Origin of the sequence: Bacillus sp. FSL L8-0193 (genome assembly GCF_037976065.1) — a bacterium.
GTDB classification, from domain to species: Bacteria; Bacillota; Bacilli; order Bacillales; family Bacillaceae; genus Bacillus; species Bacillus paralicheniformis.
In genome coordinates this window covers 1,316,521-1,334,900 of the sequence record NZ_CP150261.1, presented here as the reverse complement: position 1 = coordinate 1,334,900, position 18,380 = coordinate 1,316,521, and the positions used below count along the sequence as shown (strand labels likewise).

Sequence of the window (18,380 nt, the reverse complement as noted above, 5' to 3'; positions counted from 1 at the left end):
CTCCTTATGTTCGATTAAAAAGGCATAACCCCCTGCGGAAGCATGATGTTGAGCACATAGTTGAATGAAAAATAAATTGTGCCGCTGAAAATCAGTGAAACGAGCGCAGCCGTTGTCCAATTTCGATATCCCAACACCGCGGGCAAAACGATCAGCAGCATTACCGTAGAAAGCAAAAATCCGATGAATTCCAAAATCGAAATGTAGATCAACAGAGAAGCAACACAGAGCATCATGACCTTGACGTCTTTTTTCTTCAGCTGAAACAGCTTTTTCACCGTTGTATCTTTTTGATCTTTTTCAAAAAACAGAAATACACCCAAAATGAGAAGCAATATGCCTAAACTTTTCGGCAGCACGTCCGCATCGATCACCGCGTACGGATAGCTGTCTAAATTAAAGCTGAACGCCAGGTAAATGGCTGCCACAGCCAAAATGATGACAGAAACGGCCCGGTTTGTGATTCTCATGGTTTACACCAGCCTTTCTCGATTTCAGCTTGCCGGTCGCCGGCTGTGCCGGGCAAAGCTTTTAAGTCGCTTTCCCATACCGGCAACCGCGCGGAGACCATTTTATTTGCCACCTAATCCGATATCATCAAGGAGCGCTTCCATTTCTTTATATTGAGCGTCAAGATAGTCTTTGAATTCTTGATGGCCCATAAACTTATCCGTCCATCCATAGCTGTCCCGAATCGATTTCCAGCTGTCTTTTTCCATCATCTCTTTGATTTTTTCTTCATAATATTTTACGGCGGACTCGCTCATTCCCGGAGGTCCCATAAATCCTCTCCAGACCGTAAATTCATCATCGATTCCCTGCTCTTTTAAGGTCGGAAAATCTTTGACCGTATCTCCTTTCATGCGTTCGGGAGCGGTGATGGCCAGCACTCTGACTTTTCCGGCGCGCGCCTGTTCGGCCGCTTCACCGACACCCGTCGAGTAGACGTCGGCTTTTTTACCGAGCAGCATGCTCATCCCGGCGCCGTCTTGCGCCGTAATGTATTTCAGCTCTTTCGCATCAACGCCAGCCTTTTGAACAGCGCTGACAAATTGCATGTGGTCCATGCTTCCCGGAGAAGACGTCCCTACAATAGAGGCTTTTTTCGGATCTTTTTTCAGCGCATCCACAAGATCTGTCATCGACTGATAAGGCGAATCTTTATGAACGACAAACGCTCCGTAGTCGGCAATCACGCTTGCGATCGGCGTAAAATCATTGTGACCGTACTGGGATTGTCCGTTTAAAGGCACGAACAAAATCGGCGGAGATGTAACAAACAACGTATGGTTATCACCTTTTTTGCGGTGGACATACGACCATCCCGACGCTCCCCCGCCGCCCGGTTTATTGACGACAGCCATCTTTTCAATCAATTTTTCTTCACCTAAAATTTTCGAGATCGTTCTGGCCGTTGTATCCCATCCCCCGCCGGCTCCGGCAGGCGCAACGACCTCAATTGCTTTCGAAGGTTTAAAATCTTTTTCGTTCGTGGCTTTATTTGAAGCCGTGTTTCCGCCGCATCCTCCCAAAATCAGCGCAAACACAAGCAAAATTGTAAAGCCGTAACATCTACCCCTCTTTGTCATGTTGTGCTCCCCCTTCATTGTAATCGCTTTCATTATAGCTTCCTCGACTTTTCGTGCACAGTTTAACTGCATAATATTCTTTTTGTTCATAAAGTTCACAAAAATCTTCCTCAAATAGAGATGTAATTTTTGTTAAAGGATAATTATGGGATCAACTTCTGACCAATTAAAAACCCCTCTCCGCAGAGAAGGGTCAGTCTTTCAATTTGATATTACATTTTTTAAGGAAGGTACATCGTAAATTTGCCGTTTGCCACAAGGCTGTTCAGCATGTAAAGACATGATCCGTAATAATCTTCTGGAATATATGTGCTGTTAAACGCATTGGCAAATCCCGTCCTTAATGATGCATCGCTTGCTGCAGTCGCGCCGCCCGCATTGGCGGCGATCAGGCCAACCGGGCTTCCTTTTTTGACGGCCGTCCCATTCAGCGTATATTCATGGGCCGTTCTCCCGTAGTTTTCCCGTTTCATAAACGTCAAGAACTTGTTAACCGCTTTTTGCTCGCTGGCGCGATATGCGTTATCTGCCGAGGACCAAAGTGTATGATCCATAGCGATATGAGACACCGTCCGCCAAGCATCATAGCTGAAATTTCGGTCTGTTTCCGTTGAGGAATGAGCCGCATCGCTTACGCCGTCAAAGCCGGCTTCATCGGGAAACAGCCCTGTGGCCGCATTGGTGACGGTTGATCCGTTATTTAACACGCTTTTAAACGTTGTTTCTGACAAGTATGTTCGAGATTTGTTTGCTGCATCTTTCCAAAAATACTGCTGGCTGCTTCTGGCGCTTTTAGCGAACAACTCGAAAAAAGCAGGAACGTGGTAGGATGGGTCCGTCCAATTGACATAAGGGCCGAATCGAACCATCGCATAGCGCTGATCCTTGCTGTTTTTAATAAACACTCGCGATTCCTTACCTGTGTTGGCGTATTCTCCATCACCGGCCAAAGCGTCAAGCATGTCTTGAGCCCGCTCTTTGTAATCGTACGGGTATTTTTTATCTCCCCAGCGGCCAGATGCCATCATGAGCGCTGCCGCAAACCAGACCTCGCCGTCAGATGCAACATTCTGATCAATGGTTTGCACGTCTGAGCCGTTCGTTTTCATATGCCAGCTATGGTAGCCGTACAAACTGTCGCTTCTGTCGGAATGGCGCATATATTTACGGACGAAATCCCACAGCTTTTGGAACTTATACTCATCATTCATTTGCAGCGTAATCATCATCCCGTAACTCATACCCTCTGTTTTGACGCTGTAGTAGCCATTTCCCAGGTTATCGTCCGTCGTCGAAGCGATGTAAGCTGAACCGTCCTTCATATAATGAAACAGCGATCCGCCTTTACCATCGCCTTTTGTATCAAAGTATTTTTTATAGGCCTGATTCAAATTGTTTTTACCCGTTGTTCCGAGAATATCCGGAGTCTTGGAATGTACGGCTGCCATGGCTGTTTGAGAATAAGCGGCACAAAAACATGTTAAACCAATAAAGACAGCCATGATCCATTTTAAACTTTTTCGCATCAAATCAATCTCACCTTTCAAAATTTGTCATAACACCAATCCATCTTAATCAATGAAACTGGAAGTGTATAGATCAGATTGACCCTATTTGGTTTGGTCCGAAATGATCGTTTTCTTTTGAAAGTGGTGAGCCGTTTGAAAGATGTAGAACGGGAGGAGGGAAGTTGTGGAGAATTGAAGCTCTTTGTTATATTTGTTCCGAAAGTTAAAGCCGGCTTCAAAAGAAACCGGCTTTTTTATGCGAAGTGCTTTTTTATTGTATGAAGAGCATGATCCGCTGCAATCAGTGTTCCATACTCTTTCAGCATATGAATCGTCGTCTTTGATTCTGAGGCATACTCCAGCAGAATGCTCAGCTGGTTTTCCACCTCTTCATCAGGCAGTTCACTGAAATCCACGAATAAATAATAGCGGTTCTCGTGAGAGTACAATGTCGTTTGGCAGCCGCTGATAGACATTTTTGACAGTGAGATTAAATCCTCAAAATCGTCAAACTTTAAAACAAACTGCAGTTTCTGCTCTTCTGCCTGCTCTTCTTTTTGAAAGTCGTCAAGCAAAGCATCAAGGCTTTCTTCTGCTACATGCTGTTTTTTATCTTCAGGAATCGGCAGTTCCAGCTTTTGTCCGTCTTTGGACAGCTGAGCTCTTGTCACAATGATTTCCAATCCCTTATCAAGGGCCTGCACTTGAATCCAAAGGGGGCCTTCAACGGCAAACTCTTCTTCTTCGTGCACTTCGTCCATCATTTCCCAAAAAAGCTCTTCACTGCGTTCTCGATTGTACCAAATTTCTTCTCTGTCAAACCCGCGGTCTTCGATATCACCGTAGGAAATATAAAACTTAACCGTATGTTCGTTTATTCTTTCGATTTCCATTTGCCAACCTTCCCTTCTTTGTAAGATGTTGAAGGGATAACTAAGCTCCCAATTAATTGTACTTTACTACACTTTACCCATTACGTCCACTTCTTAACCTTATCCATAATCAATCTTTATTTTCTATTTTATGATAAAAAAGGCGGAAAAGAAATAAAAACGCCTCCAAAGCCAAGCTAACATATTTTCCGGCCTGCTTCATATATTAGTTGTACAAGCAGCAGCTGTAGATGCGGGTGCTTTTTAGGCAAGTCCCGATGCAAAGGCAAAGCGAGGTGCCAGTTGATGGAACACGATGTACTGATGTCGTTCCTTGTGATCATCGGAATCGATCTCATACTTGGCGGCGACAACGCTGTTGTGATTGCAATGGCAAGCCGTCATTTGCCTCCACGGCAAAGACAAAAAGCGATCATCATCGGCACATTGATCGCCATCATGATGAGAATCGCGCTAACAATGGCAGCAGTGTACCTGCTCGCGGTTCCTTATCTGCAATTTATCGGAGGAATCTTCCTGTTGTACTTAGGATATCAGCTTTTGATTGAGAAAAAAGATGCCCAGCATGTCAAAGGCGGGACATCTTTATTTAAGGCGATCCGTATCATCGTGATTGCCGATTTGTTCATGTCGCTCGATAATGTGATTGCGGTCGCTGGAGCTTCGCACGGACGCCTGATGCTAGTCGTTGTCGGCTTGATGGTCTCCGTCCCGGTCATCATTTGGGGCAGCAGGCTGATTCAAGCGGCCCTTGCAAAGTTTCCGCTCTTCATATACGCGGGAAGCGGACTGCTCGCTTATACCGGCGGCGAAATGATCGTCAGGGAGCAGGAGTTGTCTTCCTTTATGGCGCAACACAGCACCCTCGAAATGCTGCTGCCCGTCCTGACGGTGATTTTTGTGATTCTAGCCAGTATTTATTATGAACAGACGAGTGAAAAGCATTAAAAAAAGAAGGCTGAAAAATTCAGCCTTCTTTTAGTTTGCGAGACGCTGCGCTTCACGAAGCTGGAATGTGCGCACTTTGCGCGGCAGGAAGCGGCGGATTTCGTCTTCGTTGTATCCAACCTGCAGGCGCTTTTCGTCAATGATGATCGGACGGCGCAAAAGGCCCGGATGTTCATTGATGAGCTGGTACAGCTCTTGAAGCGGCATTGTTTCAAGGTTGACGTTCAATTTTTGGAACACTTTGGAACGGGTTGAAATAATTTCGTCTGTTCCGTCCTCCGTCATTCGTAAAATCTCTTTTATTTCATCAATTGATAAAGGCTCTGAAAAAATATTTCTTTCCGTATACGGAATATCATGTTCTTCTAACCATGCGCGCGCCTTTCTGCAAGACGTGCAGCTTGGGGATGTATATAATGTAACCATATTGCTTCACTCCTTAAAAAGTAGAATGAAATTAGCGTATTCTTAAATTGAAATAAATCTAAAAAAGTAATCTTTATTGAGTATTATACTATAAAAAAGTAAGTGTGAACAGTCTGTAACAGAAATTTTTTGACAATCCAGCGACTTTTGCTTTTTTATGCCATCTGTTATTCTCATTTAGCTCAATTCATCGAAAATGTTCTTTTGTTTATGATCGTCAACAATCGTAAGGACGTCATCCACATCTTCATAAGATTCTCCATACCACTTCTCATCTTTGTATGTATGGATTTTTTCGTACGTTTCTTTCATCGCGTCAAACACTTCTTTCTCTGTGTTTGATTTTGGAGACCAATACAAAATCTCCATTTTGTTCACTTTGCCGGTTGCGAGTGACCGGCGACGGTAACCAATCGACTCAGCGTGTTTAAAGTTTTCCTTTTGATAAAATTTAAGACGTTTCGCCGTATCGGCATCATCTTCATCCACGGGCTCGACTTCGAGGAGGATCGGTTTGTTTTTCTTTTTCAGCTTCTCAATCAGCTTGGAACCAAGTCCCTGTCCTCGCGCGTCTTTAGAAACGAATAAATAGTCGATGAAAATAAAAGAGTCGAATTCGGCGTACATCAACACATGATGACGGCCTTCTTCTTTATGGTAAATATCGTTTTGTTCCTTTAACAATGCTTCCATGTGCTCTTTTGATTTCATTTCTTCAATTGGGAAATACTCGCTAAGCTTCTCATACCAGTTCATTGATTTGCTCCTTATGGATGTTCTAATTTCACACTTTAGATATACCCGCTTTCTTTTTAGTTTAAACAAAATCTTTTTAGAAAGGAGCTTCAGTGAAGCTGAGCATGTTACCTACATATACTAAGACGGTTGTCTCCCGCGAAGGTTTCAAATTTTTTCTCAAAAAATTGCCGGCGGTTGTTCGGCATAAAAAAAAGACAGCCTTGTGACGGCTGTCTTCCTGCTTCGTTTATTTGGTTTGATAGGCTTTAAATTCTTCCTCTGTACACATGACGAAATGGCCGGGCTTTACTTCGCGAAGCTCCATCTGTTCGTCGCCTTTCAGCTGGTGGACGCTTGGATCATACGTCTTCCGCACGCGCGTACGCTCATAATCCGGATCAGGGAGCGGAATGGCGGAAAGCAATGATTGTGTATACGGATGAAGCGGATTTTCATACAGTTCATCTGCCGGCGCCAATTCAACAAGCTTCCCAAAATACATGACGCCGATCCTGTCGCTGATATATTTGACCATCGACAGATCGTGAGCGATGAAAAGGTATGTAAGCCCTCTTTCCTTTTGCAAATCCTTCATTAAATTGACGACTTGCGCCTGAATGGACACGTCCAGAGCGGAGATCGGTTCATCGGCAATGATGAATTCCGGCTCGACCGCAAGCGCCCTTGCGATTCCGATCCGCTGGCGCTGTCCGCCGGAGAATTCGTGCGGATAGCGGTTCGCGTGCTCTTTATTTAAGCCGACGAGTTTGAGGAGTTCATGAACGCGCTCAAGCCGCTCTTTTTTCGTTTTGGCCAAACCGTGGATGTCAATTCCTTCTGCGATGATGTCGGCAACCGTCATCCGCGGGTTCAAGGAAGCATACGGGTCCTGAAAAATCATCTGCATCTTCCGGTTGAATTCGAGAAGGTCCTTGGCAGACTTTTTGTCGTGGACATTCTTTCCCTTAAACAAGACTTCTCCGGAAGTCGCTTGATACAAACGAATGATCGAACGGCCGGTCGTCGACTTTCCGCAGCCGGATTCACCGACAAGACCGAGCGTTTCTCCTTTGTAAATGTCAAAAGAGATTCCGTCAACAGCTTTCACAATCCCTTTCGGCGTTGAAAAGTGCTGTTTTAAATTCTTGATTTCGAGCAGTTTTTCTGCCACATCATTCACCTTCTTTCACTTCAACCGGTTTTTCATACTGATTTCTAAACTCCTTCATCTTGCTTTTGACAGCCGCCGGCGGCTCGACTTTTGGAGCGTCCGGGTGCAAAAGCCATGACTTCACATAGTGTGTATCAGATATTTTAAACATCGGCGGTTCTTGTTCAAAATCGATTTTCATTGCGTAAGGGCTTCTTAATGCAAAAGCATCGCCCTTCGGCGGATTGGTCAAATCAGGCGGAGACCCCGGTATCGCCATTAATTCTTCATCACCGTCGTTGTCAAGGCTCGGCATTGATGCCAACAGCCCCCATGTATACGGATGCTTCGGGTTGTAGAAAATCTCGTCGACCGTACCGATCTCCACAATTTGTCCCGCGTACATGACGGCGACTCTGTCTGCGACATTCGCGACAACGCCGAGATCGTGCGTAATAAAAATGATGGATGTCTCGATCTTTTTCTGCAATTCTTTCATCAGCTCTAAAATCTGCGCCTGAATCGTCACATCAAGAGCTGTCGTCGGTTCGTCCGCGATTAAAAGCTTTGGATTGGCTGCAAGCGCCATCGCGATGACGACGCGCTGCCGCATCCCGCCGCTGAATTCGTGCGGATACTGGTTGACGCGGCGTTCAGGCATCGGAATTCCGACCAGGCTGAGAAGCTCTACCGCCCGCTTATTGGCCTCTTCTTTTGAGATCTTTTCATGCTTAAACAGCACTTCTGTGATTTGACGGCCGACTTTCATCGTCGGGTTCAAAGAAGTCATCGGATCCTGAAAGATCATGCCGATCTCTTTTCCCCTGATTGACTGCATTTGTTTTTCCGTTTTCGGAACCAGATCTTGTCCGTCAAATAAAATTTGTCCGTTTTTAAAATAGCCCGGCGGCATCGGAATCAGTTTCATAATCGCCTGCGAAGTGACGCTTTTACCTGATCCGGATTCTCCGACGATCGCAAGCGTCTCTCCTTTGTCAACATGAAAGTTGACGCCGCGGATCGCCTGTACTTCTCCGGCGTATGTTTTAAAAGAAATGGCTAAATCTTTCACTTCAAGTAAGTGTTTCATCTTTCTCACTCCTTTATTTACGCAGCTTCGGATCTAAAGCGTCGCGCAGTCCGTCGCCGATAACGTTGAATGCAAACATGGTCAGACAGATAAAAGTAGCCGGGAAGAACAGGCGCCATGGGTAATATTCCAATCCCTGCACACCGTCTGTAGCCATCGTTCCCCAGCTTGCAAGCGGCTGCGGAACCCCGAGGCCGAGGTAGCTTAAAAACGCTTCATAGAAAATAGCCGTAGGCACGGTTAATGTCATGGTGACCAAGATCGGGCTCATGATGTTGGGCAGCAAGTGCTTTCTGATGATGCGCGAGTTTTTCGCTCCCAAAGTTCTTGAGGCGAGCACAAACTCCTGATTTTTGAGCTGGAGTACTTGTCCACGGACGATTCTCGCCATGTTGATCCATCCCGTAATAACCATCGCGACGATCATCGTGACCAAGCCTTTTCCCATCACTACGAGCAGCAGGATCGTCATTAATAAGGAAGGAATCGCCCATAAAACATCTGCAATTCTCATCATAATTTCGTCAGTACGTCCGCCTCTGATGCCTGATATCGCACCCCATATCACACCGATCAAAACGTCGATCAGCGCGGCAGCCAGTCCGATTGTCAGCGAGATGCGTGCGCCGACCCATGTACGGACGAATACGTCCCTTCCAAGGTCATCTGTTCCAAACCAGTGCTCGCCGCTCGGCGGCTGGTTCGCATTCGTTAAATCCGTTTCTTCATATTGAAAGCTTGAGAATACCGGCGCGAAGATAGCCATCAGAGCGATCAGGATCAGAACCACCAGTCCAAACAGCGCCAGCTTGTTTTCTTTAAATCTCAAGAATACGTCTGTCCAAAATGAAAGGTTTTTCTTTGAGATCTTTTCGGCTTCGCTATGGTCAACAGCTGCAGGTTCAAACATGTCTTTTGGTATTTGCTGCATCCTATTACTCCCCTTTCTTAGCGCCAAACAGTTTAATGCGCGGATCAATTAAGCCGTATAAAAGATCGACAATCAAGACGCAAAGCAGCAAGATTGCCCCGAAGAAGACGGTAACACCCATGATCACCGTGTAGTCTCGGTTCGTAATGCTGGTGACAAAGTGCATGCCGAGTCCCGGTATACCGAATACTTTTTCGACGACAAACGTTCCTGTCAAAATGGACGCCGCCATTGGCCCCATATATGTAACAACCGGCATGATGGCATTTCGTATCGCATGCTTAAACGTAACGGCCGGTGTGCTCAAACCTTTTGCACGTGCCGTGCGGATATAGTCGCTGCTCAGCACTTCAAGCATGCTCGAACGCGTCAAACGGGCGATAAACGCCATCGGCATCGAGGCGACTGCGATGGCAGGAAGCACAGTATGTCCCCATGACTCCCATTGTGCGACAGGGAACATGCCAAGCTTCATTGCCAGCACGTATTGAAGAAGTGCAGCCATGATGAAGTTCGGAACAGAGATCCCGACAACCGCAATGATCATCGCTGTGTAGTCCTGCCACTTGTTTCGCTTCAGCGCGGCGATCACGCCGAACAATACGCCGAAAGCGAGCGCAAGGCAAATCGCTTCCAATCCAAGTGTAAAAGAAATCGGAAAACCTGAGCTGATCAAGTCGTTCACAGTTTGTCCCTTATATTTAAATGACGGCCCGAAATCCCACTTTGCTACCGAAACTAAATAATCGAGATATTGTTTAAAAAGAGGCTGGTCTAAACCATAGTAGGAATTGAGACTGGCTTCAATTGCAGGGGGAAGTTTCCTCTCGCCTGAAAAGGGTCCGCCCGGTATCGCTCTCATCAGGAAGAAGGTAGCTGTGACGATAACCCAGAGAGAAATTAACATATAAACAAGACGACGGCCTAAAAATTTAATCAATTTTACACACCTCCGAATATTCAGTCTATTAACTTCTTTTCATAAATAAAAGTATATGGGGGGAAAGTCTAAGCCCCATATACTTTCATGCAATTTTATTCAAAATGCGCGGTTTTGAAATAGATCTCACCAGTACCAGTTAGAACAAAGTCTTTTAAGCTTTCATCATGAAGATACGGCATTGTGTAGAAGTAGATCGGTGCAACCGGCAGCTCATCCATGATGATGCTTTCTGCTTCTTTCATCAGCTCGATGCGTTTCGCTGAATCAGTTTCTCTCGATGCTTTATTCAGCAGCTCTTTATACTTTGCGTTTTCCCAGTTCGTATCATTGTTTCCGCCTTCTTTGTCGCGGTATGTTTCAAGGAAGTTCATTCCGTCGTTAAAGTCGGCGGTCCAGCCTAAACGGCCGATTTGATAGTTTCCTGCATGGAGCTTATCGATGTATACGTTCCATTCTTCATTGCCTAATTCGACATCTAAGCCCAGTTCCTTGTTCCACATTTCCTGAACGGCTTGAGCGATTTTTTGGTGTGCTTCATCCGTGTTGAAGGAAAGCGTGATTTTCGGAAGGTCTGACGCTTTTTTCAAACCGAGCTCTTTCAAACCTTTTTCCAAGTATTCTTTCGCCTTATCAACATCATGGTCTTTGAAATAGCCTTTATTTGACTCAAAGCCGTGGACTGCCGGCGGCACTAATCCCATCGCAGGCAGCTGTTCCGCTTGCGTGATGTTTTTGACGATCGCTTCGCGGTTGATCGCGTATGTCAGCGCCTTACGGATGTTGACATTGTTCAGCGGAGCCGCTTCAGTGTTGAATTTGTACAGGTAAACCGATGCGAACGGATCAATGTTCAGGCCTTCTTTTTTCAGGCTTGGAATCGCATCCGTTGAAATCTGGTCAAGCGGCTGTCCTACAAAGTCTAGCTCGCCTTTTTTGTACATGTTCAGACCAGTGTTCGGATCGTTGACCATCGCCATATTGATTTTCTTCAGCTTAACAGCGTCTTTATCCCAGTACTGGTCGTTTTTCTCCAGTACGATGTTTCCGCTGTGCTTCCATTTCGCCATTTTGAAAGGTCCGTTAGATACGTAGTTCTCATCTGCGTTTGTGTACCATTTCGCATTCTTCTCTGCTACCTTTTTATTGACTGGCATATATGTGTAGAATGCTGTCAGTTCAGTAAAATACGGTGTCGGTTTTTCAAGCTCGACTTTTAAAGTCTTATCATTAACAGCTTTAACGCCGACATCTTCAATTTTCCCTTTGCCGGTGTTCGCTGCTTCTCCGCCTTTTAAGTAGTAAAGCTGATACGCATATTGCGATTCGTTTTTAGGGTCGAGCGCCCATTTCCATGCGTATTCAAAATCCTCTGCTGTTACAGGATCTCCATTTGACCATTTCGCGTCGCGGAGCGTGAATGTGTATGTTTTTTGGTCGTCGCTGACTTCGATTTTTTCGGCTGCCGCTTCAACCGGCTTTCCATCTTTACCGATTGTCGTCAATCCTTCAAAAGTCTGACGAAGCACGTTTGCAGACACCGAATCGTTTGCGAGTCCCGGATGTAGTGAAAACGGTTCTGTTTTAATGTTGACATTTAATGTGTCTTTCCCTTTGCTGTCTTTTTTACCGCCGTCACCGGAGCTTGAGCCGAAGCCGCAGGCGCTGAGGACGAGTGTGAAAATGAGCATTAAACTGATAAATGACAAACGCTTCTTCAAAGAGAAACCCCCCCAATTTCTTGTTTTTTTAGTTCCTTACTCCTGAACATTCAGATTTATCATAAAAAAGTAATAGGCCCACTTGCCATACTTTTTCCTCTGTTTCGTCTTTTCTGAATATTTGTTATGTAAGAAACCTGTAACACCGAGGTGAACAAATTCATTATAATTAATAGAATAATTTATTGCAATATTAATTTTCAATTATTTTTTTATTCAAACTATTTATGATTGTCAGGTTTTCTGCCAAATGTACAAATACACTTCTCTGTTTTAAAGCGTAACCACATTAAAAGGAAAGTTTATGTTTTACAGGTTAAAACGTTTTACACGTATAACATTAACCATTCTTTATATCGAACCAGATGCCGCCGCGCCAACTTTATTCAGCCCGGTATTCGTTTTCTTTTCCCCAAGGCTGTCGACTTTCATTTAAAATTTATATATAATAAAATTATGAATAACATGCGATGAAGAAGAAGAGTACACATTTCTTCCCATTTAAAGAGAGTCCGCGGTGCTGGGAGCGGATAATGGCGAATGTGGAATGGGCTTCGGAGCAGCTGACCGAACACGGATAAGTAGGCTCAGCCGGAGAAGACTCCGTTACAAACGTCTAGAGCGATTTCATTTTGAGCATAATGAAATAATCAGGGTGGCACCACGGTTCATTCGTCCCTTTTCTTTTAAGGGAAGAATGGGCCTTTTTATTTTGAAATGGAAAGAGGGATTCACATGAAAAAAACGATTTTTTCCGGTATCCAGCCGAGCGGCTCTGTCACCCTCGGCAACTATATCGGAGCGATGAAGCAGTTTGTCGACTTGCAGGATGACTACAACTGTTACTTCTGCATCGTCGATCAGCACGCGATCACAGTCCCACAGGACCGGCTCGCGCTGAGAAAGAACATCCGGAACCTTGCCGCGCTGTATTTGGCGATCGGCCTCGATCCGAAAAAAGCGACGCTGTTTATCCAATCGGAAGTGCCTGCACACGCCCAGGCGGGATGGATGCTCCAGTGTGTCGCCTACATCGGCGAGCTTGAGCGCATGACGCAGTACAAAGATAAATCAGCCGGAAAAGAAGCTGTCGTCTCCGGGCTTTTGACATATCCTCCATTAATGGCTGCGGACATTCTGCTTTATGGAACAGACGTCGTCCCTGTCGGAGAAGATCAGAAGCAGCATCTTGAATTAACCCGGAACTTGGCGGAGCGTTTCAATAAGAAATATAATGACATTTTTACGGTTCCGGAGGTTAAAATACCGAAGGTCGGCGCCCGCATTATGTCACTTGCCGACCCGCTCAAAAAGATGAGCAAATCAGATCCGAACCAAAAAGCGTTCATCACCCTGCTCGACGAACCAAAACAGCTTGAGAAAAAAATCAAAAGCGCTGTCACGGATTCCGACGGAATCGTCAAATATGATAAAGAAAACAAACCCGGTGTATCCAACCTTCTGACGATCTATTCGATTCTCGGACAAGCCTCAATCGAAGAGCTTGAAGCAAAATACGAAGGCAAAGGCTACGGCGAATTTAAATCAGACCTTGCCGAAGTCGTCATCGGCGCGCTGAAACCGATTCAAGACCGTTACCACGAATTGATCGAATCTGAAGAGCTGGACCGGATTTTGGACGAAGGCGCCGAACGCGCAAATCAAACAGCAAACAAGATGCTAAAAAAAATGGAAAACGCGATGGGACTCGGCCGAAAAAGACGCTGATCCAAAAACACCTTCCGATTGTACGATAATCGGAAGGTGTTTTTCATAGAGAACAGCCGCAGCTCCGCATTCACTTGCCTCCGGATCACGATATTTCTATAATAAATGATTCAAAACACATGTCTCCAGTCCTTCATTGACCGCTTTGTCAGAAAGACAGCTCATATTTTTTATTTTTCAATATAGAATTTTCGCTTTTACAAATAAAAAGACCGCCGTACTTCCGGCAGTCTTGATTCTTAATTTAGTTGACTTTAGACTCATTCTCAATTTCCCAAAGCTTTTCAAAAAACGGCTGTCCTTTAATCAAATTTTCACAAAAGTCCCTGTGTTTGTCTGACCATCCGTCGATCGTCTCATTGAAAAGCATGTCCCAGATTTCTTCAAATGTCATGCGCTTGATCTGTTCATACATATACGGATTCCATTCGGTGTACCAATAAGCGATCTCGGCCCGATTTTGGAGCCCTTTGAGCTGATCGAGCGCCATGAACAGCAGCTGTTTGAGCTGGCGTTCTTTTCTCGTTAATCCTCTGACATGCTCCGGTGATAAAGATAAAATGTGGTATTCTTTGGAAGATTGCAGCTTCTCTGGTGCAAACTCGTAAGTTTCCGCTTCAACGTCCTTCACCATTTCATAAACGAGCTGCTCCTGTCTCGGAATGAGGCGGCTTTTTCTTACCGGTATTGTGTAACCGGCCGTATCGACCGCGAGAATACCAATGCCGTCCGTTACGACGAAACAATGATCAAGCTGTGTCCGCTCATGATTTTTACGAATATACGCTTTTTGATGAACCTCGTTCAATAATTCGGCAGGAAGCTCTGACAAATCATTTTCTATGTAGTGAAACAAAACGGACGACACCCTTAACAAAGGCACCTGGTCAAGCAATTCAACACTGTCTTCCTTCCGCCATTCATGAAAGTGGCAGACGTTGTAGCCATTTTCTTCTCCCTCAAACCAATTCACCCACACATCATGAAGAAACAACATTTCTAACCCCTCACTTTTAATAAAAACTGTTGTCCACAGTATAGGCAAGGGGGCAGGAATTTATTCCAAGCGGATGAGATTATGGCAATCGCCGTTAAAAAAAAGCCAAGGGCGGCAATCCCTCAGCTTTTTATTTCATATTCTTCGGATCAAGCGTATCGCGGAGTCCAGACAATGGGCAAAATCATGATGACTGAATGAAGCAATTCACACATTATTTATTCAACACGTTTGTAAAAAAGCTGTATTCTTTAGCGTTTATTTTTTCTGATGAAGGAATTGATCTTAAAGAAGACTGAAACACCCAATAAACAGATACAAACAGCATTGCAATTCCTCCTATAAAGAAAACCTTATCGCTGCCGATCAATGACGCGGTAAACCCTCCCAGCAAAGATCCAAAAGGAGCTGCTATGCTTGTCAAACTTGCGATAAAAGAAAAAACTCTCCCTATAAACTCTTCCGGCAGTACGCTTTGCAAAATGGACATGAAAATGACGTTTGTCACGCCGATGGATATTTGAGACAAACCAAATAAAATAATCGATATGTATGAAGAGGTGGCGATCGCCGAAATACTCCATAAAACCCCTGAAATGAAAAATCCGTATATCGTAAGTGATCCTATCGCGAATCGACCAAACACTGTTGCTAATATTGAACCTAACAGTAAACCGCATGACATGGAAGCCAAATAATATCCATAGTATTCTTCTCCTCCTCTAATCGAAGAGAAGCTTGGCAAAATCACAATCGTCGCACTAAGCATGAAGTTGGAAATCATCGAGCCCAAGAGGATTTTTGGAATGAGGGAATGACGAATGAGTGTAAATCCCTCTTTTATATCCGTTGTATAATTGTGTATGACTTTTTTGAAGTGGAATCGGGGCTTATGTTCTTCCTCATTTTTTTGTTCTAATTTTACGCACTTAAAAAACAGCGCCGCTAACAAAAAAGTGAAAGAGTCAACTAAGTATATGCTTATAGCTCCTGCCGAAGCAATCACAATACCTGCAATACCAGTAAATATAATATCTGTACCCTGATATGAAAATGACATAAGTGAGTTTGCTTTAACCAGATCTTGACTTTTGATTATTTTAGGCAGTGCGGCAGATTGTGCAGGATAAGTAAATTGCTCAATGAATACGATAAGAGGCATAATCATCATGATGATCCAAATGTTCAAATATCCAATGAAATAAAAAAGCGGAATAATCAACACCAAAATAGCTTGGATGAGTTGACTCCAAACCAAAACTTTATTTAATCTGACTTTATCAACAATCGGACCTGTTAAAAATTGCAAAACAGTTGGGAACATCGTCAAAAAACCAGCTAATCCGGAATAAAATGTACTTTTTGATAAATCAAACACAAGCCACATTGCCGCAACTGTATACATACTGTCCCCAATATTGGTTACCAAACGCCCTAATATCAAGAATAAAAAGTTTTTATTTTTCAATACGCTTAACATCGTTAAAACCTCTATTCATTTAACAAAGCGATTTATTTTTTTGCTACGGCTCCCATTTCTTCATTTAACAGTTCCAAAAGATCTTCAGGAGTTGGAAGACCTGCTTCTGTTTGAACAAAGTGAGATACCAAAGATTTACGAATGATGATTACCTTTGGTACCTCATTTATGAAAGTGTTCTTTATCGACTAACAGGAAACATTCGTTCAATGTCCACCACATAGATTCATTGAAAGCTAAATTTATGAACCTTCCATTTTGTTAATATATTGCCCCTAAAATACGCTGCACAGATCATTTAATATTCTTCGGATCAAGCGCATCGCGGAGTCCGTCGCCTAAGAAGTTAAAGCACAGCACAGTGAACAGGATCATCAGGCCCGGGAACAGCGGATACCACCACGCCTGGATCATGATCGTAAAGTTCTGTGCATCCTGAAGCATATTGCCCCAGCTTGCCATCGGCGGCTGAACCCCGAATCCAAGATAGCTTAATGCCGATTCCGCAAGGATTACGGTACCGACGGAAAGCGTCGCGGCAACGATAATCGGCCCCATCGCATTCGGAAGGATGTGAGAAAAAATAATTTTGTAATTTCTTGTGCCGATCGTTTTCGCCGCCAAGACGAACTCCCTCGACCTCAAGGACAAAAACTCGCTCCGGACGAGGCGCGCCGTCGTCGTCCATCTCGTTAAGGCGAATATTAAAATCAGTTTATCTATGCCCGGCTGGAAGATGGTGACCAGCGTGATTAACAGAAAGATGTCGGGTATGGATAACACAATATCCACCAGCCTCATCATAATAGCGTCGATTATTCCGCCAAAGTAGCCGGCGATTGCGCCGACCACCGTACCTATCGTAATCGATCCAAGTACAGAGGCAAAGCCTACAAGTAAAGAAACCCGAGCCCCATAAAGTAAACGGCTGAAAATATCTCGGCCAAACTTGTCTGTTCCCATTAGATGTTCACCACTTGGCGGTTTTAGCTTATTCAGAAGGTTTTGCTGTTCTGGCGGGTATGGAGCGATCACCGGAGCAAAAATCGCTGATAGGATAATAATAAATAATAAAACTCCTCCAATTACCGCCAGCTTGTTTTTATAAAACTTTTCAAAAAAGATTTTTGTCATTGTCTCGGGCTTTGGGGCGACATTTTCCTGCAATGTGATCTCCGGCGAAGGTGTCGATGGATTTGGCTGTGTCATGAATCAATTCCCTCCTTCATTAATACTCAATCCGCGGATCGACCATTGCATAAAGAATATCCGCAACTAAATTCCCAATGACAACAAGTGTGGCTGAAATAACTGTCATTGCCATAATGACAGGATAGTCCCTCTGGAAAGCAGAGTCGACAAACAGCTTTCCAAGTCCTGGCCAACTGAAAATCTGTTCAGTAACGACAGCTCCGCCGATGAAAGAAGGAATCATCAAACCAAAGATCGTAATAACCGGAAGCAAACCATTTCGAAGCCCGTGCTTGTACACGACGCGATTTTCTTTAAAACCCTTTGCCCTCGCCGTCCGCATGTAGTCTTGCCTGAGCACATCAAGCATGCTCGATCTCGTGTAGCGGGTGAGTCCCGCCATATCTGCGGTCGCCAGGACGAATGCAGGCAAAATTAAATGATGAATGCGATCCCATAAACTAAAATCAGCATTCAGAGTCATGACGCCCCCGGTTGGAAACCATCCTAAATTGACAGCAAGAAACATGATTAGAATCAGTCCAAGCCAAAAATTTGGGACGGCAAGACCGATAAATGATGTGAATGTGATGCCATAATCCAATTTAGAATATGGCCGCCTAGCTGAAAGCACTCCAAGCGGGATCGATATGAGGAGAGCCAAAATGGTTGAAACGAGCATTAACAATAACGTATTCGGCAGTCTCGCCATAATCAAATCGGTCACTGGCGTTCCTTTTCTAACGATTGAAGTACCGAAGTCGCCTTGAACCATATTTCCGAGCCACTTTAAATATTGAACGTGTTCAGGTTCATCCAACCCGTATTTTTCAATGAATTTTTCGCGGTCTCCCGCGCTGATGGTCGGATCCATCATCAATGCCATTGGATCTCCCGGCGCTGCTTTCATAATCGCAAATGACAAAATCGTAATGCCAAATAATATTGGAATCGACATGAGCGTCCTTCGAATGATATATGTAATCATTTTTTATCCCCTTTTTTAAAAGTCATTAAGAATGAAGGGAAGGAAGCTGCAAGCTACACTTC

The 18,380-nt window shown here is 44.4% G+C and carries 17 protein-coding genes, 1 pseudogene and 1 other annotated feature; of the genes and pseudogenes, 2 read left to right on the top strand and 16 right to left on the bottom strand.

From position 1 onward, the window contains the following. Positions 1-14: 14 nt before the first annotated feature. The 5 genes and pseudogenes from MHH76_RS06600 to MHH76_RS06580 form a co-directional block, all read right to left on the bottom strand. Positions 15-470, bottom strand: coding sequence for a tripartite tricarboxylate transporter TctB family protein (locus tag MHH76_RS06600; protein WP_025811638.1), 456 nt, complete (start codon positions 468-470; stop codon positions 15-17). Between the two features lie 102 nt (positions 471-572). Next, complete coding sequence (locus tag MHH76_RS06595; protein ID WP_033155158.1) at positions 573-1,589, bottom strand: tripartite tricarboxylate transporter substrate binding protein; 1,017 nt, start codon at positions 1,587-1,589, stop codon at positions 573-575. A 221-nt stretch (positions 1,590-1,810) separates the two neighbouring features. Further along, entirely contained in the window at positions 1,811-3,115 is a 1,305-nt protein-coding gene (locus MHH76_RS06590) for a glycosyl hydrolase family 8 (protein ID WP_025811640.1), read from the bottom strand. Positions 3,116-3,351: 236 nt separating this feature from the next. Continuing rightward, entirely contained in the window at positions 3,352-3,990 is a 639-nt protein-coding gene (gene mecA / locus MHH76_RS06585) for an adaptor protein MecA (protein ID WP_003180627.1), read from the bottom strand. Further along, a pseudogene (locus MHH76_RS06580) lies at positions 3,972-4,097 on the bottom strand (hypothetical protein). Before MHH76_RS06580 ends, mecA begins: the two are co-directional and overlap by 19 nt. A 178-nt stretch (positions 4,098-4,275) precedes the next feature. Here MHH76_RS06580 and MHH76_RS06575 point away from each other — a divergent pair. Then, the gene (locus tag MHH76_RS06575; RefSeq protein WP_020450936.1) at positions 4,276-4,938 is read left to right on the top strand and encodes a TerC family protein; all 663 of its coding nucleotides are present in this window, start codon (positions 4,276-4,278) and stop codon (positions 4,936-4,938) included. Positions 4,939-4,968: 30 nt separating this feature from the next. Here the strand turns inward: MHH76_RS06575 and spxA are convergent, their stop codons facing one another. From spxA to MHH76_RS06540, 7 genes are all read right to left on the bottom strand, one after another. Beyond that, on the bottom strand, positions 4,969-5,364 hold the full coding sequence (spxA, locus tag MHH76_RS06570) for a transcriptional regulator SpxA (RefSeq protein WP_003180621.1): 396 nt from the start codon (positions 5,362-5,364) through the stop codon (positions 4,969-4,971). 177 nt (positions 5,365-5,541) lie between these two features. Then, positions 5,542-6,120, bottom strand: a complete 579-nt coding sequence (locus MHH76_RS06565; RefSeq protein WP_003180619.1) for a GNAT family N-acetyltransferase — start codon at positions 6,118-6,120, stop codon at positions 5,542-5,544. A gap of 229 nt (positions 6,121-6,349) precedes the next feature. After that, entirely contained in the window at positions 6,350-7,273 is a 924-nt protein-coding gene (locus MHH76_RS06560; protein ID WP_025808307.1) for an ATP-binding cassette domain-containing protein, read from the bottom strand. A gap of 1 nt (position 7,274) precedes the next feature. Next, positions 7,275-8,351, bottom strand: a complete 1,077-nt coding sequence (locus MHH76_RS06555; RefSeq protein WP_152342713.1) for an ABC transporter ATP-binding protein — start codon at positions 8,349-8,351, stop codon at positions 7,275-7,277. Positions 8,352-8,355: 4 nt separating this feature from the next. Next, positions 8,356-9,273 (bottom strand): ABC transporter permease, encoded by a 918-nt coding sequence (locus MHH76_RS06550; RefSeq protein WP_023856653.1) that lies wholly within the window; start codon positions 9,271-9,273, stop codon positions 8,356-8,358. A gap of 4 nt (positions 9,274-9,277) precedes the next feature. Then, positions 9,278-10,213 carry an ABC transporter permease gene (locus MHH76_RS06545; protein ID WP_020450932.1) on the bottom strand — a complete coding sequence of 312 codons (936 nt, stop codon included), beginning with the start codon at positions 10,211-10,213 and terminating at the stop codon, positions 9,278-9,280. 95 nt (positions 10,214-10,308) lie between these two features. Continuing rightward, positions 10,309-11,934, bottom strand: a complete 1,626-nt coding sequence (locus tag MHH76_RS06540) for a peptide ABC transporter substrate-binding protein (protein ID WP_020450931.1) — start codon at positions 11,932-11,934, stop codon at positions 10,309-10,311. A 461-nt stretch (positions 11,935-12,395) separates the two neighbouring features. Continuing rightward, positions 12,396-12,617 (top strand) — a binding site (T-box leader). 52 nt (positions 12,618-12,669) lie between these two features. Between MHH76_RS06540 and trpS the strand changes: the two genes are divergently transcribed. Continuing rightward, positions 12,670-13,662: a tryptophan--tRNA ligase gene (gene trpS / locus MHH76_RS06535; protein WP_011197767.1), complete on the top strand. Its 993-nt coding sequence runs from the start codon at positions 12,670-12,672 to the stop codon at positions 13,660-13,662. Between the two features lie 244 nt (positions 13,663-13,906). Here the strand turns inward: trpS and MHH76_RS06530 are convergent, their stop codons facing one another. The 4 genes from MHH76_RS06530 to MHH76_RS06515 all read right to left on the bottom strand — a co-directional run bounded on the left by MHH76_RS06530 (position 13,907) and on the right by MHH76_RS06515 (position 18,318). Next, positions 13,907-14,659 (bottom strand): YjbA family protein, encoded by a 753-nt coding sequence (locus MHH76_RS06530; RefSeq protein WP_003180605.1) that lies wholly within the window; start codon positions 14,657-14,659, stop codon positions 13,907-13,909. Positions 14,660-14,873: 214 nt separating this feature from the next. Continuing rightward, positions 14,874-16,139, bottom strand: coding sequence for an MFS transporter (locus tag MHH76_RS06525; RefSeq protein WP_025811642.1), 1,266 nt, complete (start codon positions 16,137-16,139; stop codon positions 14,874-14,876). Positions 16,140-16,433: 294 nt separating this feature from the next. Next, positions 16,434-17,348 (bottom strand): oligopeptide ABC transporter permease, encoded by a 915-nt coding sequence (gene opp4C, locus MHH76_RS06520; RefSeq protein WP_043054288.1) that lies wholly within the window; start codon positions 17,346-17,348, stop codon positions 16,434-16,436. 19 nt (positions 17,349-17,367) lie between these two features. Continuing rightward, positions 17,368-18,318, bottom strand: a complete 951-nt coding sequence (locus MHH76_RS06515) for an ABC transporter permease (protein ID WP_011197765.1) — start codon at positions 18,316-18,318, stop codon at positions 17,368-17,370. Between the last annotated feature and the right edge of the window lie 62 nt (positions 18,319-18,380).